We start from the raw sequence: 14,059 nt of genomic DNA, 5'->3' as shown, positions 1-14,059 counted from the left end.
TTTCCCGCAAAGCCTTATGGAGACTGGCTTTGCAGACTTGCCTGTTTTCAAATTAGCGGGTGCGAAACTTGGGGGGTCAGCGTGAAGGACAGGTGATCCGCCATTTTCGAGTTGCAACGTTGTTTTTTTTCCCGCAAAGCCTTATGGAGACTGGCTTTGCAGACTTGCCTGTTTTCAAATTAGCAGGTGCGAAACCTGGGGGCTGAGATGATTGCTTCCGTGAACCGCTGCAGACCTCCCTGATCCGTAAAACAGGAGACTCCTGGGGGGAAACAGATCGGGGGCCCCCCAAGACTCCTTGACGCATTAAAAAACCCCCCGGGAAATTATGCCGGAGGGTCTTAAGATTACGCTTTATTCGGTCAGAACATCAGTCTATCAGAATGTCCCGGGAGCCGTTGCCGCCGGTAGCCGGAGATACCACTCCGTTCTGCTCCAGAGCAGTTACGAAATTAGCCGCGCGGTTGTAGCCGATGCTGAACTGCCGCTGAATCAGGGAAATGCTTACGCCCTTGTTCCGAAGCTTGAGATCCCGGCAGAAGTCCACGATCTTGGCATACAGAGGATCATTTTCCAGAGAGTTTCCGCCGCTGGGGATATCCACGGCGTCCGCATCCTGTTCCACGAACATCTCGGTAACCTTGTCCACGTACTCCGGCTTGCCTCTGGCCCGCCAGGCTTCGGTGAACATGTTGATTTCATCATCGGAGGCAAAGGCGCCGTGCAGCCGGCGGATGTCCGCCGTATCGCCGTTAAGCTTGGCCAGCATGTCGCCCCGGCCCAGAAGACCTTCGGCTCCCTTAACTCCCAGCACCAGCTGCGACTCGATGTTGCTTCTTACCTTGAAGGCGATCTGGGTCGGCAGGTTGGCCTTGATCTGTCCAGTAATAAACTCCTTGCGGGGAGACTGGGTGGCCAGAAGAAGATGAATGCCCACGGCGCGGGCCTTGGCCGCAATACGGGAAATCGCGCTTTCAAATTCGCTCTTCTGCTTCTTCAGGCTGAGCATGATATCGGCAAATTCGTCCACCACCACAAAGATGAAAGGCAGCGGCTGAATATACGGGGCCTCGGGCTCCATGCTGTCCTGAGGATTCCAGGTGGGATCCTTGCGGGGCTGGCCTTCGCTGTTCCACTGGCGTACCTTTTCATTAAAGACCTCCAGCTTGCGCACCTCGAAATGAGACAGGAGGGTGTAACGGCGTTCCATTTCATCGCAGGCCCACTTAAGAGCGCTGAGAGCCTTGTGCATATCGGTGATTACCGGAGTCAGCAGATGAGGCACATCCTTGTAGACCGCAAATTCCACCTGCTTCGGATCGATAAGAATCAGTCTCAGGGTTTCCGGAGTATGACGCATCATGAGGGAAACCAGAATCACGTTAATGCCCACGGACTTACCGGAACCGGTGGTACCGGCAATCAGGAGGTGCGGAGCCTGGGCAACGTCATAGACAAAGGGCTTGCCGGACACGTCCCGGCCCAGAATAGCCGGAAGCGCGGCCTTGGAATTCACAAACTCCGGCGATTCCAGAAGCTCTCTCATGGTGATGGTCTGTCTCTTCTTGTTGGGAATATCCACGCCCACGTAAGAGGAACCGCTGATCTGAGACTGAATCATGATCTCGCCCCCGGCCTGAAGCGCCCGGCCGATGTCGGTGGTGATCTTGAACAGCTTGCCGGAAGGCTGTCCCGGCTCCAGATCCAGATAGTAGCGGGTAATTATAGGACCGCAGTCATAAAGCTTCTGGGTGATGAGATTCCCCTCGGCGTCATAGGTCTGATTGCCGTCTGCGTCAAGCACCGGTTCATAGGCCACATGAGCCTTGAAACGGTAGTCCTTAAGCACCTGATCCAGATTGTCCGCCATCTCATCCATATCTGCTCTGTCAACAGTGCTGACTGCGGTGCTGGACTTGAATATGGAAGACGGCGGGAATTCCCCGTGCACCTCCACATCATAGTAGCCGTCATGGTAATTGATGGAAGAGGGAATATCCGGATCCCGGACACGGGTAATGACATCCTCTCTGGCAGGCTCTGATGCCGGGTAACCGGAATTTCCGGAAAACTCGTCCCGGGCTCCTCTGGCAGAGTCTCTGGCTTCAGGATAAACCGGTCTTTCCGGAGCAAAGCCGGAGGCGGGTGCGAATCCGGAGGATGCGGTGTCATCGCTGTCCTGGGAAGCTTCCTCTGTTTCATCTATGCGAGAGAACCCCGAGGGGAGATCGCCGAAAGGAGTGTCAAAATCCGGCCCCCGGAGCTCAGCCTCCCGCTGCTCCCTGACATCACTGAAATTAATGACATTGAAATTGTCCGGCTGCGGGTCTTTGAAGCCGTCGTCACTGCTGTCCGGAGCGGAAATATCGGCTATGGAGCTCCGGCTGTCGTTATCCTGATAACCGGGCTTGTCCTGATAAACCGGGCCGGAAGACTGTTCCCTGCCCCCAAGAGCGGTATCGGCAAAGGAACCCTGATGACGAGCACCCGGATCCGGAGCGCGGTTTTCAGCGGCGCGGGATGCGGTCGTCCGATCCTGAAGAGCCGGTTCGTAAACCCGGCTGTCCGGACGCAAAGGCTCCTGATTCCGGTTCATACGATCCTGACCGGAATGCTGCAAAGCTTCCCCGGAACGGTTATCCGGATATACCCGAGCGGCCGGCTCGGGATTCTGCGGCCAGGACGGAGCAGCCTGAGACTCCTGAGGAGCTCTTACCGGAGTATTAACAGGAGACTCCGTCCGCAGAGCGTTCTCCGGAGCTCCGAAGGACTGCGGAGCTGACCCAGAAGCGCTGTCCCGAGGCATGGCAGAAGCCGGAGCCATATCATCTCTGTCAAGATCAAACAAGCTGTCAGTATCCTGAGCCAGATCCTGAGCTTTCTGATGCGGCTCGGCAGAAGGGGCCGGAGCCGGGATTTTTACACTTTCCGAAAAAGACGGCGCCGGATCGGCTTTGGCAGGAGAAGCCGGGGCCGGATCCTTCACAGCTGCTGCGGTCGGTCTTAACGGCTCTGCCGGTTTCTCAGCGGGGTTTTCCGGAGCTTGAACCGCCTTGCTCTCCGTAACCAGTTCCTCGTCGTCGCTGACCCGGGGCCGGGGAGGCAGCACATTGGTGTGCCGGTGTCCGGTGACTGCGGGGATTACCTTTTCCTCTTCAGGCTCGGTTTCGGCAAAGGAACGTTCCATTTCCCCAAAATCGATGGAAGGCCCGGCGCCGTCGGATAAATCGTCGGCTGTATCCTCAGGAACGGCCGGCTCCGGATCCTTTTCCTGAACCTTGTCAGGATCGGCGGCTCCCAGACCGGGAATATAGAGATCCTCCTCGGCATCGCCGCCCAGATTGGGTCTGCCGTATTCCGGCACCGGAGAAAATCCGCTCATGGCAGAAGGCGCCTTTTCAGGAGCGGCGGGAGTCTCCGGCTCTGTCCTGAAAGCGGATTTCCCGGCTTTGACAGGCTTTTCGGCAGGAGTGTCCGCATCTCTTATCGCCGGTTCGGGGGCGGGCTCGGACTTCCGGGCTGCGGCGGAAACATCCTCTGCTGCTGAAGCTGATTCCGCTTTTTCAGCAACTCTGACCACCACGCCGGCATCAGCTGACGGATCTGCCGCCTTGCTTTCCGGAACCGGATCCGCCTCAGGGGATTTCAGCACCTTGATGCCGAAATCAGCGTTGTCAGCCTGCGCGTCATTAAGCTCCTTGCTGTCATCTCTGTCGGCGTTTTCGCCCCGGAGCCAGTTAATGAATCTTTTAATAGTGGTGTGGGGCATCAGCACAGCCAGTATCACGCCTCCCACTGCCTCGCAGATCACAATGATGGAGAGGTCGGTAAAGAGATAAAAGCCCATGATGAACAGGATAAGCATGACCATGACGGCGCCGTCATATCCCAGAAGCGGCTTGGCATTCTCGAAGGTCAGATGCCCCAGATGACCGCCCTTGCTGAAATTAAAAGAGGTTTCCAGTCCCTCCATGAAAGGAATGTTCGCCACGGCAGCCAGAGCGCACAGGGAGAGCAAAAGAAGTGTAAAGCCGATGATCCTTATGGCTATAACGTCATAGCGGATTCTCAGCCAGGAGACGTTGCTCCAGAGGAAGGCGTAGCCGATATAGACGAGGAATATCAGGATCCCGTAGGCGCAGAACCCGAAAAGAGCAAACAGCACATCAGAAATCTTAGCGCCTACCTTGCCTATGGAATTGGTAATTCTCTCGCTGCCCATGGGATCATTGACCAGCTGACTGTCAGCGGGGTTGTAGGTCACCAGGGAAATTGCAATAATCAGTACCACGCCAAGCCAGAGAATGAACATTATCTCCTTAAAGCGTCTCAGTCCCATATTGGGTTTATAGCTATCAGCCAACAAAGTTACACCAGCCTCTAAACACAAACAGAAAAACCCCGGAAAACGGGGGATTTTGCACCTTATTTTTCACGGCCCTAATTATAAAAGATCGACATTCAAAACACAAAAAAGGTTTTCAGGAAAACAGGGGGGAGTTGCCCTTCTCCGGAGCATTCTCTCACTGCCATGATGCAAGCTTAATCCGATGTCCGGGCATCCTCCGGACTGCAGGCATCCTGAGCTTCCTGAAAAAGTCCCCCTCTGTATCGTATCAAAACTCAGCCGGCGGGCTTGGAAACGCCCTCCCCTCTCTTGACAATGATGTCCGCGGTGCATTTAACCTCCTCCATTACCACATAGGTATGAGTGTCGTTAACGCAGGGCAGGCGGAGAATGGTATCGCTGAGCAGCTTGCGGTAGGCGGTCATGTCGGAAACCCGGGCCTTCAATAGATAATCAAAATTTCCCGACACCAGATGACACTCCTGGAGATCCGGCAGATTCTGCACCGCCTTGTTGAACTGTTCAAAAACATCCGGCTGGTTCTTGTTAAGAGTGATTTCCACAAACACCAGAAGTCCGGCCCCCAGCTTTGCGGGATTCAGAATCGCCTTGTATCCCGTGATGTAGCCCTCCCGCTCCAGCCGGCGCACTCTCTCCAGACAGGGGGTGGCGCTGAGGCCGACTCTCTTGGAAAGATCCGCATTTGAAATCCGGCCGTCCTTCTGAAGCTCGGAAAGGATATTCTTGTCAATCCTGTCCAGAATTCTCTGAGAACCGGTGACATCTTCGTTTTTCATGTAAGCTCCCTCCTGACAGCAGCCTCCCCTGAAGCCGGGGGAAATAATCCGGCTGTCCTCGCCAAGGATATTAATTCATGCCGGCCCGGGAAACAATTAACGCCGCGTTTTCAGGAATAAAACTTCCCCGCTATTCACAAGTTTGCGGAAGTTTGCCGCGCCTCCATTTACATACAAGGGGCTCCGGCCTCCCGAAAAAACTTCGTCCGGGGAAACATTTTGCAACAGTTTCTGAAAAATTGATAAATTTCAGACGCCGGGAACGGTTACAATAACACCATCAGAAAGGCCCGGCTTCCCTCCCGAAACCCAGCCGTTCCGCAAACAAACGATTCCGCAAACCAAAACAAAGGAGCTCATCATGAAAAAAGCAGCCTTAGCAGTTATTGCCGTAATTGCCGCCTCCGCTGCCGGTCTGGCCCTGGCGCATCCCGGTTTCCCCGGACACAAGGGCCCCTTCGGCCCCGGCTTCATCTGCGCCGCTGACTATCACGGGGCATTCCGCCATGCCGATGCCGACCATTCCAGAGCCCTGTCTCCGGACGAGCTTAACGAGGCCGTAAAGCAGCTTACTGCCGACATCGCCAGGCAGAAGAGTCTCCTCAAGGACTTCAAAACCGCAGATACTGACAAGAACGGCTTCATCACTCTGGACGAGCTGGCTCAGGTGCTGCCTCCTCCTCCGCCGCCTCCGCTTCCTCCCGAAGCAGATCGCCGCGGAAAGCATGAAAGGCCGGACGGACATAAAGGCCCCCGTCATGGCAAGCCCGGCGAGCATCGCGGCCCCAGACACGGGCATCATCCCGGCCCCGGCCCGCACCATGGTTTTAAGCCCGGCATGGGCATGCCTCCCGGAAATCCGGTTATGGATGTGCTGTTCCACTATGACAAGGACAGGAATCTGAAGCTCAGCCAGCAGGAATATGAAAGCTTCCTGGCCGATGCCGGAAAATGTCAGGATCTGCATGCCAAGGTGGTAGCCGCCCTGCCTAAGTCGGATCTCAACGGCGACGGCGTGGTCACCTTCATGGAATACAATGCGGTGATCTCCACGGAGATGCTGAAGAACGCCCCGAAGTGGGAACCCCGCAAAGGAAAGCCGGCTCCGGACGCCCAGCCTGACAGCGATGAGGACGAAGAAGAAGAGTTTCAGGAAGAAGATGATTAAGAGCGCAGTTTGAAAGACTGACCGCGACAGAGACTCCGGAGTTTGCCGCTCCGGAGTTTTTTTGTGCCTCCCGGGGCCGCCGGAGCCAGAGATCTCGCTCCTTAATCCCGCTTTTGTCCCCCGTAAGCTTAATCCCGATCCCGCGGCCGGATAAGAGGATCTTCATTCAGAATCTCTATGGCCCGATCCGTCTGCTCCCGGGGAAGGCCGTCAATATAATCATAGCCGCTGAAGTTCGCCTCCCCGGCCCGGTAATTTCTCCGTTGTCTTCACCCCCGAGATACAACTCATCTCCTTCGGTTGTTTGCAAAGACAATGACATCTTCTAAAAAAAGGTTCTAACGCATTTAATGCGTTGGAATGCGTTAGAAATATGTTCAAGCGAAATGATTAAGCATGATAACCGCTTATGGTTTAATCCTCGCTAAGATAACCGCTGTACCAAAGATCCCCTAATGCCAATCCCTCTTGTGCCATATTATTTGCAAGCTCATTATTGCTGACTCTCGCTGCTTTCGAAAAGCCATCTTTCTGTTTTTCCAGTATCCACACCTCATTTGTGTTGAGAGCATTCAGCAAAAAAGGCTGGTGCGTTGTGATTAAGACCTGAGAATCGGCCCTTCTGTCAGAGGCATAATTGCGAAATTCATGAGCCAATGATTCCAGCAACTTGTGATGCAGCCCATTCTCAGGGGCTTCAATGCAAACCAATGAACAGGGTTCGGGGTCTTCCAGAAGCAGCATATAGGCAAGCAATTTTAATGTGCCGTCAGACATCTGCTGAGCAAAAAAAGGTTCGTCAAAGCCCTGCGCAAAAAACTCGAGCAGCAATCTGCCATCAGGAGAAACCTGCGTAACAATCTTATTAACATCCGGAATCATTTTTGAAATTTTATGCAATATTCTCTCGCATCTGTCCGGCCGTTCTCTTTGCATAAACTGAACTACATTGGCAAGATTATCACCACGGGCATTAAGGTGCTTCTGACTGCCGGCAACAGGCAGGGAACGAGCATAATCCGCTGAAAAATCACTCAGGTACCAGCCTGCAATAAACTTCCTGAGTTTTGTGATACGCGGGTGCTGTTTGAATAATCCCAAAACGGTTATGGCAAGCTGCCGGTTGTTTTCTAATCTGACGACTTCTGTTTCATTGGCTTCGGCACTCTTATGTTCAGATTCAATCTGAGCGATGAAGTGTTTTAAAGATCTCTCATCCTCATTGGGGAGCTTTCCCGGGGCTGCTCCTTTCCAGACAATGCCTTCCCCGTTATGCATTATCAAAAAAGCGGAAGGCCTGTCATCCTTTCCGTTTTCCTTTTGCCTTAATATTTCCGTGGATATGAAGGGACGCTGCTGTTCATCAAGCCTAACAGAGAATTCATAGGTTACCGGCGCCTCGTGGGGCCTCTCTCTGTAGCATATCTCAAAATTCATTCCTTCTAAGACAGACTGCCCTTTTGAAAAAATTCTGGCAAACCCGCCTCTCTCGTCACAAGCCCCTTCCGCTCCCTTTTTTAAACAATCGGAAATGAATCCCAAAGCATCTAATACCGAGCTTTTTCCAGTGCCGTTTTTCCCTATTAGCGCTGTTAGCCTGGTCAAAGGTTTTTCGTTATGAGTGTGCCAGAGCTTCCCTAACGTTATGTCTTTCAGAGCCTTATAGTTTTGTATTCTGAGGCCTTCAATCTGCGCCATTTTCAGCATCCTGATTTACACTGTTAAGACAAATAGATGAGTGAGATAAGCTCGCACGAAAAGTCCAGACAGGCGCTTTTCGTTTAGCTCATTTCCGGATTAATGGTGCAAGTAATCAAGCACCGCCGAAACCGTGTCCCGGATAGCTGCCTCGTCATTTTCAGCAAGGTATTCCTTAATGAGGCCCCGTATGTCATCGGTAACAGCAACTTTCATTGACAGGAGATACTGTTCTGTCATGCCGGCAAGCAATAATTTCTGGTCTGGCGCTTCACCCGGAAAATCAGCGCTGTTTTCATTGATTTTGACGCTTTCAAGCTTCATGGCATTCTCGAAGGACTGCTCGAGGGAGACGTGCCATGACAAATCGGCAATCTTTGCCATACGTTTGCTGTCATTGGATCGCAGGATTTCTGTTATGGGCTTTACATCGCCAAACTAGTCATCATACACGGCCAGTATAATATCCCGGTACATGAGAGGCGGTCTGCCCCGTCTGACCAGATCTGACGCTGAGGCCAGCGTTCGCATCTGGGTAAGAATGAAGAGCTTTACCAGAATGTCAGGAATTCCCTGAGAAAGGTCATACAGCGTTTCTTCAATTTCCTCAATTATCAATGGTACCTCAGACGGCAGGACGTTATATTTCCATAATTCCCCGATAAATGCATTCCAATCCCTGTCGCGATAACCCATTCTGTCCCATTGCAGGCATCCTATGGTTCCAAGCCTGCGGGATACTCTCATCCCCTGCTGGCATATTTCCAGAATCTTTGGCGTTCCCGCAAATATTATCGGCGCATTGATTGTGTTTGAGAACTCAACGATAAAGTTAAACAGCTCTGTCTTTCTGCTGCGGGAGCCCAGCAAATTCTGCGCTTCGTCCAGAATGATAACTCCGATGCAATGGGCATCGCACAGAGACTCAAGACGAGCCCGCAAACTCTCTAGCATGGCATTTTTCGGGATTCCGTCAGCATAGCTGTTTCCGGTTACCCGGCTGAGCTCGCTGAGAATGCTCATGCACAGAGCTTTTGCCGTAGTGCCGGACGGAACGTCTGCTTTAAGGTACACCACCTGATCAAAGACAGCCCCCAGATCAGGAGAATTGTGATGTATTACCTGCGGGTACATGGCGCTAATTATCCGCTCAAGAGCGCGGCTTTTGCCAAGCCCCCTTGCTCCGATAAGAGACAGCGTCATAGGGGAGGCGCTTATTCTGTCCCAGAAATCTGCTGCAACATGCCTTGCATCCTGTCATGATAAGCCCGCTGCAGCATGCTGACATATTGTCCGGTTACCGGCCGGCGCTTTTCATATCCCTGCAAAATAAGGGATGTTATCAGCGATGCCAGTTCATGGTGCCGTAACATGGGGATAAACAAATTTGAAGACGGCCGGGAGAGCCATTCCGAGCACTCCTGTTTTCCCGCCTCCGGATGCGGCCTCTCAGGAGACCCGGACAGCATCTTCAGAATCTCATTGCTTTCGTACTCAGTGTAGCACGGCAGAGCTTCAATCAAGGGATTTCCCTGATAGCATGCAACTGGATACGGTGTGTATTTAGCTGCTATTCTGCGAATGCTCTCAGCCATAACAATTGCTCTCCCCTGTTGCTCTCTCCCGTTTAATGCAATGCCAAGTCTTATGTTACCACCGCTTAAGAGCATGTCTAATCCCGGATTTCTGTTTTCTGCTGCCTGATCATGATTTGGTGTTTTCTCAAGTAATTCCGGATTTGCCCGGCCGGACGCCGGTTCAAATGCGTCCGGACGAGGGTTATCAGCAGAGATATTTCCGGCACGCCAATGCCTGATGAAACGGCACGAAACCCGGCCCCGAGACAGAATACGTTGTTTATCCCGGAAGTATCATGTATCCTTGACCGGAAGGCAAAGTCATAAGACAAAACAGATAATCAGCAAGACACAGGAGACTTTTATGAAAACTGCGAAGGTCATTATTCTCGGATCCGGTCCCGCCGGCTGCACCGCCGCCATCTACGCCGCCAGAGCCGGACTCAGTCCCGTGCTTATCTCAGGACCGGTGCCGGGAGGTCAGCTTACCAAGACCTCCGCTATCGAAAACTGGCCCGGAGAAAAGTCCATTTCCGGCTATGACCTGATGGAAAAGCTGATGGATCATGCAAAGTCTCTGGGGACGGAGTTCATCTCTGATACCATCGTGTCCGCGGACTTTTCCGGGCGGCCCCTGGTACTCCGATCCGAAAACGAAACCTATGAGACACAGGCTCTTATTATTGCCACCGGAGCCGAGCCCCGCTGGCTGGGCCTCCCCTCCGAAGCAAAATTCATGGGGAACGGCGTCAGCGCCTGCGCCACCTGCGACGGCTTCTTCTACCGGGATCAGGACACGGCGGTGGTGGGCGGCGGCAATACCGCCCTCTCCGATGCCCTGTACCTCGCCAATCTGGCCCGGCAGGTCTACCTGATTCACCGCCGGGATGAGTTCCGGGCTGAAAAGACGCTGGCGGACAGAGTGCAGGAAAAGGTTAAGGAAGGAAAAATAACCCTGGTGCTTAATGCCGAGGTAAAGGAAATTCTGGGAAATGATCTCTCTGGGGTATCCGGGATCAAGGCCGCCTTCAAGGACGGCACTGAAAAGGAAATTCCCGTGACCGGAGTCTTTGTGGCCATCGGGCATCTCCCCAACAGCAGCATCTTTGCGAACCTTCTGGAAACGGATCACGGCATTGTCAAAACCGGATACGGCGCCTATAAGACCGGCACCAGCGTTCCCGGGGTATTTGCTGCCGGAGACGTGCAGGATCCCCTGTACCGTCAGGCCATTACCTCCGCCGGAACCGGCTGCATGGCTGCTCAGGACGCCGCCCGCTACCTGAAGGAAGCTGGCATCGCCTGATATTGAGCTAGCCCCTCATGGCGGCGGCAATGATTTCCGCCGCCTGTTCCCGGGTAAGCTGCCAGGACACTCCCGGAGGAAGCCACGCCCCGGTGTTTTCCACTATACGGCGGGCATGGAATCTGGCAATCACATGACTCTCATAGGGAGAAAAGCCCTCCAGCCGGGAAGCCGCATAGGCAGCGCCGAAGGCATCTCCGGCCCCCACCGTATCCCGCACCGCGGCCTTAAGAGCCGGGAGATCCGAGACCTCGCCGTTCTCCATAACAAGAGACCCCTGATCCCCTCGGGTAAGAATGAGCCCCCGGAGCCGGAAGCGCTCCTTAAGCCAGCTAAGCCGAAGCTCCGGAGTTCCCCGGGGAATTCCGAAAAGTCCTGTTATCACCTCCAGCTCCTCTGTGTTTACCTTCAACATATGGCAGGCGGCAAAGATCTCTTCAAGAAGCTCCCGGGAGTAGTAATGCTCCCGGAAATTCACATCGCAGAAAATCAGGCAGTCCGAGGGCAGAAGCTCCCAGGCTCTTTTCAGAAAAGCCCGGGAATCCGGACTCCGGGCCATGAGAGTGCCAAAGGAAAACAGGATGGCATTTTTAAGAACTCGGACGGTTTCCGGCCGCATTTCCAGATGATCCCAGGCCCGATCCTCCAGAATATGATAGCTGACCGCGTCTCCGGAGCCGGACACCAGCACCTCTCCGGTGGGCCAGGAAGAGGACTGGAGCTGTGTTTCCAGACTGTCCCGGCAATAACCTCTGATAAGATCTCCCAGTTCATCGTCCCCGGCGGCGCTCACCATAAGGGATCTTCTCCCGAAAAGACGAGCGTGCCAGGCAAAGTTGGCGGGAGCGCCCCCGGGGCAGAGACGATTTCCGAAGTTATCCACAACAATTTCCCCGGCGGCAACAATATAACGCTCATTATCCACAGCATTTCCTCCCCTGCGATTCTCTCCGGCCTCCGGAAAATTATATCCGGCATCCCGATTCTGGAAAACACGTCCCGGCGCCGGGAAACCGCTATAATTTCTGAAAACGATCCCTTTTAAGGTTATAATGCCCTTGTATTTCAGGATTAAGAGGTTCAGGCCTTTCAATGATCAACGTTGTGCTTTTTCAGCCGGAAATTCCCGCCAACACCGGAAACATCATCAGACTGTGCGCCAATACCGGAACCAGTCTCCATATCGTGGAACCGGCATCCTTTATGATGGATGATCGGAGGCTGCTCCGGGCCGGACTGGACTATCACGAGTTTGTGAACATCAAGTACCATCGCAATCTTGAGGCCTGCCTTGCTTTTTTTGCCGGACATGAGATTTACGCCTGCACCACCAAAGGACATATGAGTCCCGACAAGTGCCGCTTTCAGGACGGGGATGTCCTCTTCTTCGGCAAGGAAACCTCCGGCCTTCCGGAGGACTTTACGGCATCTCTGCCGCCGGAACGCCTCGCCAGGATTCCCATGGTGCCGGGAAGCCGCTGCATGAATCTCTCCAACAGCGTGGCCATCTTCGTATACGAGGCCTGGAGACAGCACGGATTTGCGGGAGCCCGGGAACAGTAGCCCGGACGCCCTGAAAGCCGCCGGAACCGCAGGAAAACTTTTAACCCCGCACCGGCCGCCGAACTCGCAGCGCCGCTGCTGCCGGAAGTCAGCAGCGGCAACTTAAAGGAAGTTATTAGCTATGGCTGAAAAAATTTTTCTCTGGGTGCAAAACACGCTGTGCGATCAGGGATGGTACAACTATCTTTATGCCTTCGGGATTCTGATACTGTGCGGCTTCGGTCTCCCGGTTCCCGAGGATATCACCCTGGTAGCCGGCGGACTTGTTTCCGGTCTCGGCGCCACTAACCCTCATGTTATGCTGGCAGTCTGCTTCACCGGCGTGCTTCTGGGGGACTCCATTATCTACATCGCCGGCAAGCTCTTCGGCTACAAGATCCAGAAGTTCAAGCCCATCAGAAAAATTCTCTCCCCCCGGAGATTCGCTCAGGTGCAGCGGCAGTTTGCCAAATACGGCATCTGGGTGCTTTTCGCAGCCCGCTTTATGCCGGGACTCCGGGCTCCCATATTTCTGGTATCCGGCATGAGCCGCCGCATTCCCTTTATCCACTTCCTGATGATGGACGGCTTTGCAGCGCTGATATCCGTGCCGGTATGGGTGTATCTCGGCTATTTCTTTGCCAACCAGATCCCGGAGCTTTTGGAGAAGGTAAAGACCGGTCAGAGCATCATGCACATCATTATCGGCTTTATCATCTGCGTTGTGCTTTTCTTCTGGGGCAAGCACTGGTTCAAGGGCTACTGGGCCAGAAGACAGGCCGCTCAGGAGGCCGCGCAGAAGGCTATGGACGAAGCTGCGAAAATCGCTCAGAAATCCTTACAGGAAGGAGAGAATCAGAAGCTCAAGTAAGAAGATTCTTCCCTGACAAAGCAGAAACGGGACTTGTCATAAAGCCCCGTTACACCAAAAGGAGACGTCAAACCAAAAAGAGAAGCCGGAGCTTCTCTTTTTTTCGTCTATGCTGTTATCGTTGTTCATCTGTTAGCGTTGCTGTTGTCGTCTTGCTGTTACAAACGGTGTTTTTGTTTTGTCACGCAAAGCGGCCGGGACATGAAGCCCCCGCGCCGCAGCGACCATCAGGCCTGAAAACGCGAATCTGCCGCCCGGGAAGAACAGAAGGAATTCCGCATCTGACGGGAAAGTCTCCGGCGATAGAAGCCGTTCCGGATGCAGCCCCGGAGAGTCCACTTGCTGCCGTCATCGCTGATCACCCCCAGAAGAGCATGGGAAGCCTTTCTGCTGAAATGACGATCCCGCAGGTAGCTGAATACCGCATAGCTGACATGAAATGACTTCCGGCCGCCCTTCTTTCTGGTTTCGAAAACCCGGCCCTCATCGTCGCATCCTCTGCCGGCATCCTGGCAAAGATCGTCAAAGTCGGAATAGTCAGAATAATTGGAATTGCTGCTGGTGTACATGATGTTTTCTCCGTTTGCGCAATGATTAAATGATTCAGTTCTCAGGCATCCGGGAGCTTCCCGGTGAGCCTGTACCATTAATGATATAGGAGAGAGGGCGGTTTCCGGGAATAAAAAAGTGCAAAATCAGAGAGAGAGCATAATTAAAGTTCTAAAACGTGGTTAAGTTCTGTAACGTTACAT

11 protein-coding genes are annotated in these 14,059 nt (G+C 53.6%); 4 read left to right on the top strand and 7 right to left on the bottom strand.

The genetic code is table 11. The features are described 5' to 3' along the window. Window positions 1–370 precede the first annotated feature (370 nt). Both ACJROR_RS04390 and lrp read right to left on the bottom strand, forming a co-directional pair. Window positions 371–4,363 carry a DNA translocase FtsK 4TM domain-containing protein gene (locus tag ACJROR_RS04390; protein WP_406546033.1) on the bottom strand — a complete coding sequence of 1,331 codons (3,993 nt, stop codon included), beginning with the start codon at window positions 4,361–4,363 and terminating at the stop codon, window positions 371–373. Between the two features lie 260 nt (window positions 4,364–4,623). Further along, the gene (gene lrp, locus ACJROR_RS04385) at window positions 4,624–5,145 is read right to left on the bottom strand and encodes a leucine-responsive transcriptional regulator Lrp (RefSeq protein ID WP_406038597.1); all 522 of its coding nucleotides are present in this window, start codon (window positions 5,143–5,145) and stop codon (window positions 4,624–4,626) included. A gap of 361 nt (window positions 5,146–5,506) precedes the next feature. On the opposite strand from lrp, the gene ACJROR_RS04380 reads away from it, so the two are divergent. Further along, window positions 5,507–6,313: an EF-hand domain-containing protein gene (locus tag ACJROR_RS04380; protein WP_406546032.1), complete on the top strand. Its 807-nt coding sequence runs from the start codon at window positions 5,507–5,509 to the stop codon at window positions 6,311–6,313. A 414-nt stretch (window positions 6,314–6,727) separates the two neighbouring features. On the opposite strand, the gene ACJROR_RS04375 is transcribed toward ACJROR_RS04380, so the two are convergent. The 3 genes from ACJROR_RS04375 to ACJROR_RS04365 form a co-directional block, all read right to left on the bottom strand. Then, window positions 6,728–8,011: an AAA family ATPase gene (locus tag ACJROR_RS04375; RefSeq protein ID WP_406546031.1), complete on the bottom strand. Its 1,284-nt coding sequence runs from the start codon at window positions 8,009–8,011 to the stop codon at window positions 6,728–6,730. A gap of 99 nt (window positions 8,012–8,110) precedes the next feature. Then, on the bottom strand, window positions 8,111–8,395 hold the full coding sequence (locus tag ACJROR_RS04370; RefSeq protein WP_406546030.1) for a hypothetical protein: 285 nt from the start codon (window positions 8,393–8,395) through the stop codon (window positions 8,111–8,113). Between the two features lie 54 nt (window positions 8,396–8,449). Then, entirely contained in the window at window positions 8,450–9,214 is a 765-nt protein-coding gene (locus tag ACJROR_RS04365) for an ATP-binding protein (protein WP_406546029.1), read from the bottom strand. Between the two features lie 738 nt (window positions 9,215–9,952). Between ACJROR_RS04365 and trxB the strand changes: the two genes are divergently transcribed. Beyond that, window positions 9,953–10,894, top strand: coding sequence for a thioredoxin-disulfide reductase (trxB, locus tag ACJROR_RS04360; RefSeq protein ID WP_406546028.1), 942 nt, complete (start codon window positions 9,953–9,955; stop codon window positions 10,892–10,894). Between the two features lie 7 nt (window positions 10,895–10,901). On the opposite strand, the gene ACJROR_RS04355 is transcribed toward trxB, so the two are convergent. Beyond that, window positions 10,902–11,819, bottom strand: coding sequence for a carbohydrate kinase family protein (locus ACJROR_RS04355; protein WP_406546027.1), 918 nt, complete (start codon window positions 11,817–11,819; stop codon window positions 10,902–10,904). Window positions 11,820–11,986: 167 nt separating this feature from the next. Here ACJROR_RS04355 and ACJROR_RS04350 point away from each other — a divergent pair, with 167 nt between their 5' ends. Together ACJROR_RS04350 and ACJROR_RS04345 are read left to right on the top strand one after the other, a co-directional pair. Continuing rightward, a complete protein-coding gene (locus tag ACJROR_RS04350) occupies window positions 11,987–12,457 on the top strand; it encodes a tRNA (cytidine(34)-2'-O)-methyltransferase (RefSeq protein WP_406043655.1) in 471 nt (156 codons plus the stop codon). Window positions 12,458–12,578: 121 nt separating this feature from the next. Then, the gene (locus tag ACJROR_RS04345; RefSeq protein WP_406546026.1) at window positions 12,579–13,307 is read left to right on the top strand and encodes a DedA family protein; all 729 of its coding nucleotides are present in this window, start codon (window positions 12,579–12,581) and stop codon (window positions 13,305–13,307) included. 227 nt (window positions 13,308–13,534) lie between these two features. Here ACJROR_RS04345 and ACJROR_RS04340 read toward each other — a convergent pair whose 3' ends face one another. Continuing rightward, window positions 13,535–13,876, bottom strand: a complete 342-nt coding sequence (locus ACJROR_RS04340) for a hypothetical protein (RefSeq protein WP_406043651.1) — start codon at window positions 13,874–13,876, stop codon at window positions 13,535–13,537. Window positions 13,877–14,059: the final 183 nt, after the last annotated feature.

Origin of the sequence: Succinimonas sp. (genome assembly GCF_045225735.1) — a bacterium.
Classification (GTDB): Bacteria; Pseudomonadota; Gammaproteobacteria; order Enterobacterales; family Succinivibrionaceae; genus Succinimonas.
The sequence above is the reverse complement of the archived record's forward strand: the minus strand, read 5'-3'. Positions and strand labels throughout refer to the sequence as shown.

Coding starts and splice junctions, on each gene's coding strand:
- lrp (WP_406038597.1), bottom strand. CDS start 5,145: ATGAAAAACGAAGATGTCACCGGTTCTCAGAGAATTCTGGACAGGATT.
- ACJROR_RS04380 (WP_406546032.1), top strand. CDS start 5,507: ATGAAAAAAGCAGCCTTAGCAGTTATTGCCGTAATTGCCGCCTCCGCT.
- ACJROR_RS04375 (WP_406546031.1), bottom strand. CDS start 8,011: ATGGCGCAGATTGAAGGCCTCAGAATACAAAACTATAAGGCTCTGAAA.
- ACJROR_RS04370 (WP_406546030.1), bottom strand. CDS start 8,395: ATGGCAAAGATTGCCGATTTGTCATGGCACGTCTCCCTCGAGCAGTCC.
- ACJROR_RS04365 (WP_406546029.1), bottom strand. CDS start 9,214: ATGACGCTGTCTCTTATCGGAGCAAGGGGGCTTGGCAAAAGCCGCGCT.
- trxB (WP_406546028.1), top strand. CDS start 9,953: ATGAAAACTGCGAAGGTCATTATTCTCGGATCCGGTCCCGCCGGCTGC.
- ACJROR_RS04350 (WP_406043655.1), top strand. CDS start 11,987: ATGATCAACGTTGTGCTTTTTCAGCCGGAAATTCCCGCCAACACCGGA.
- ACJROR_RS04345 (WP_406546026.1), top strand. CDS start 12,579: ATGGCTGAAAAAATTTTTCTCTGGGTGCAAAACACGCTGTGCGATCAG.
- ACJROR_RS04340 (WP_406043651.1), bottom strand. CDS start 13,876: ATGTACACCAGCAGCAATTCCAATTATTCTGACTATTCCGACTTTGAC.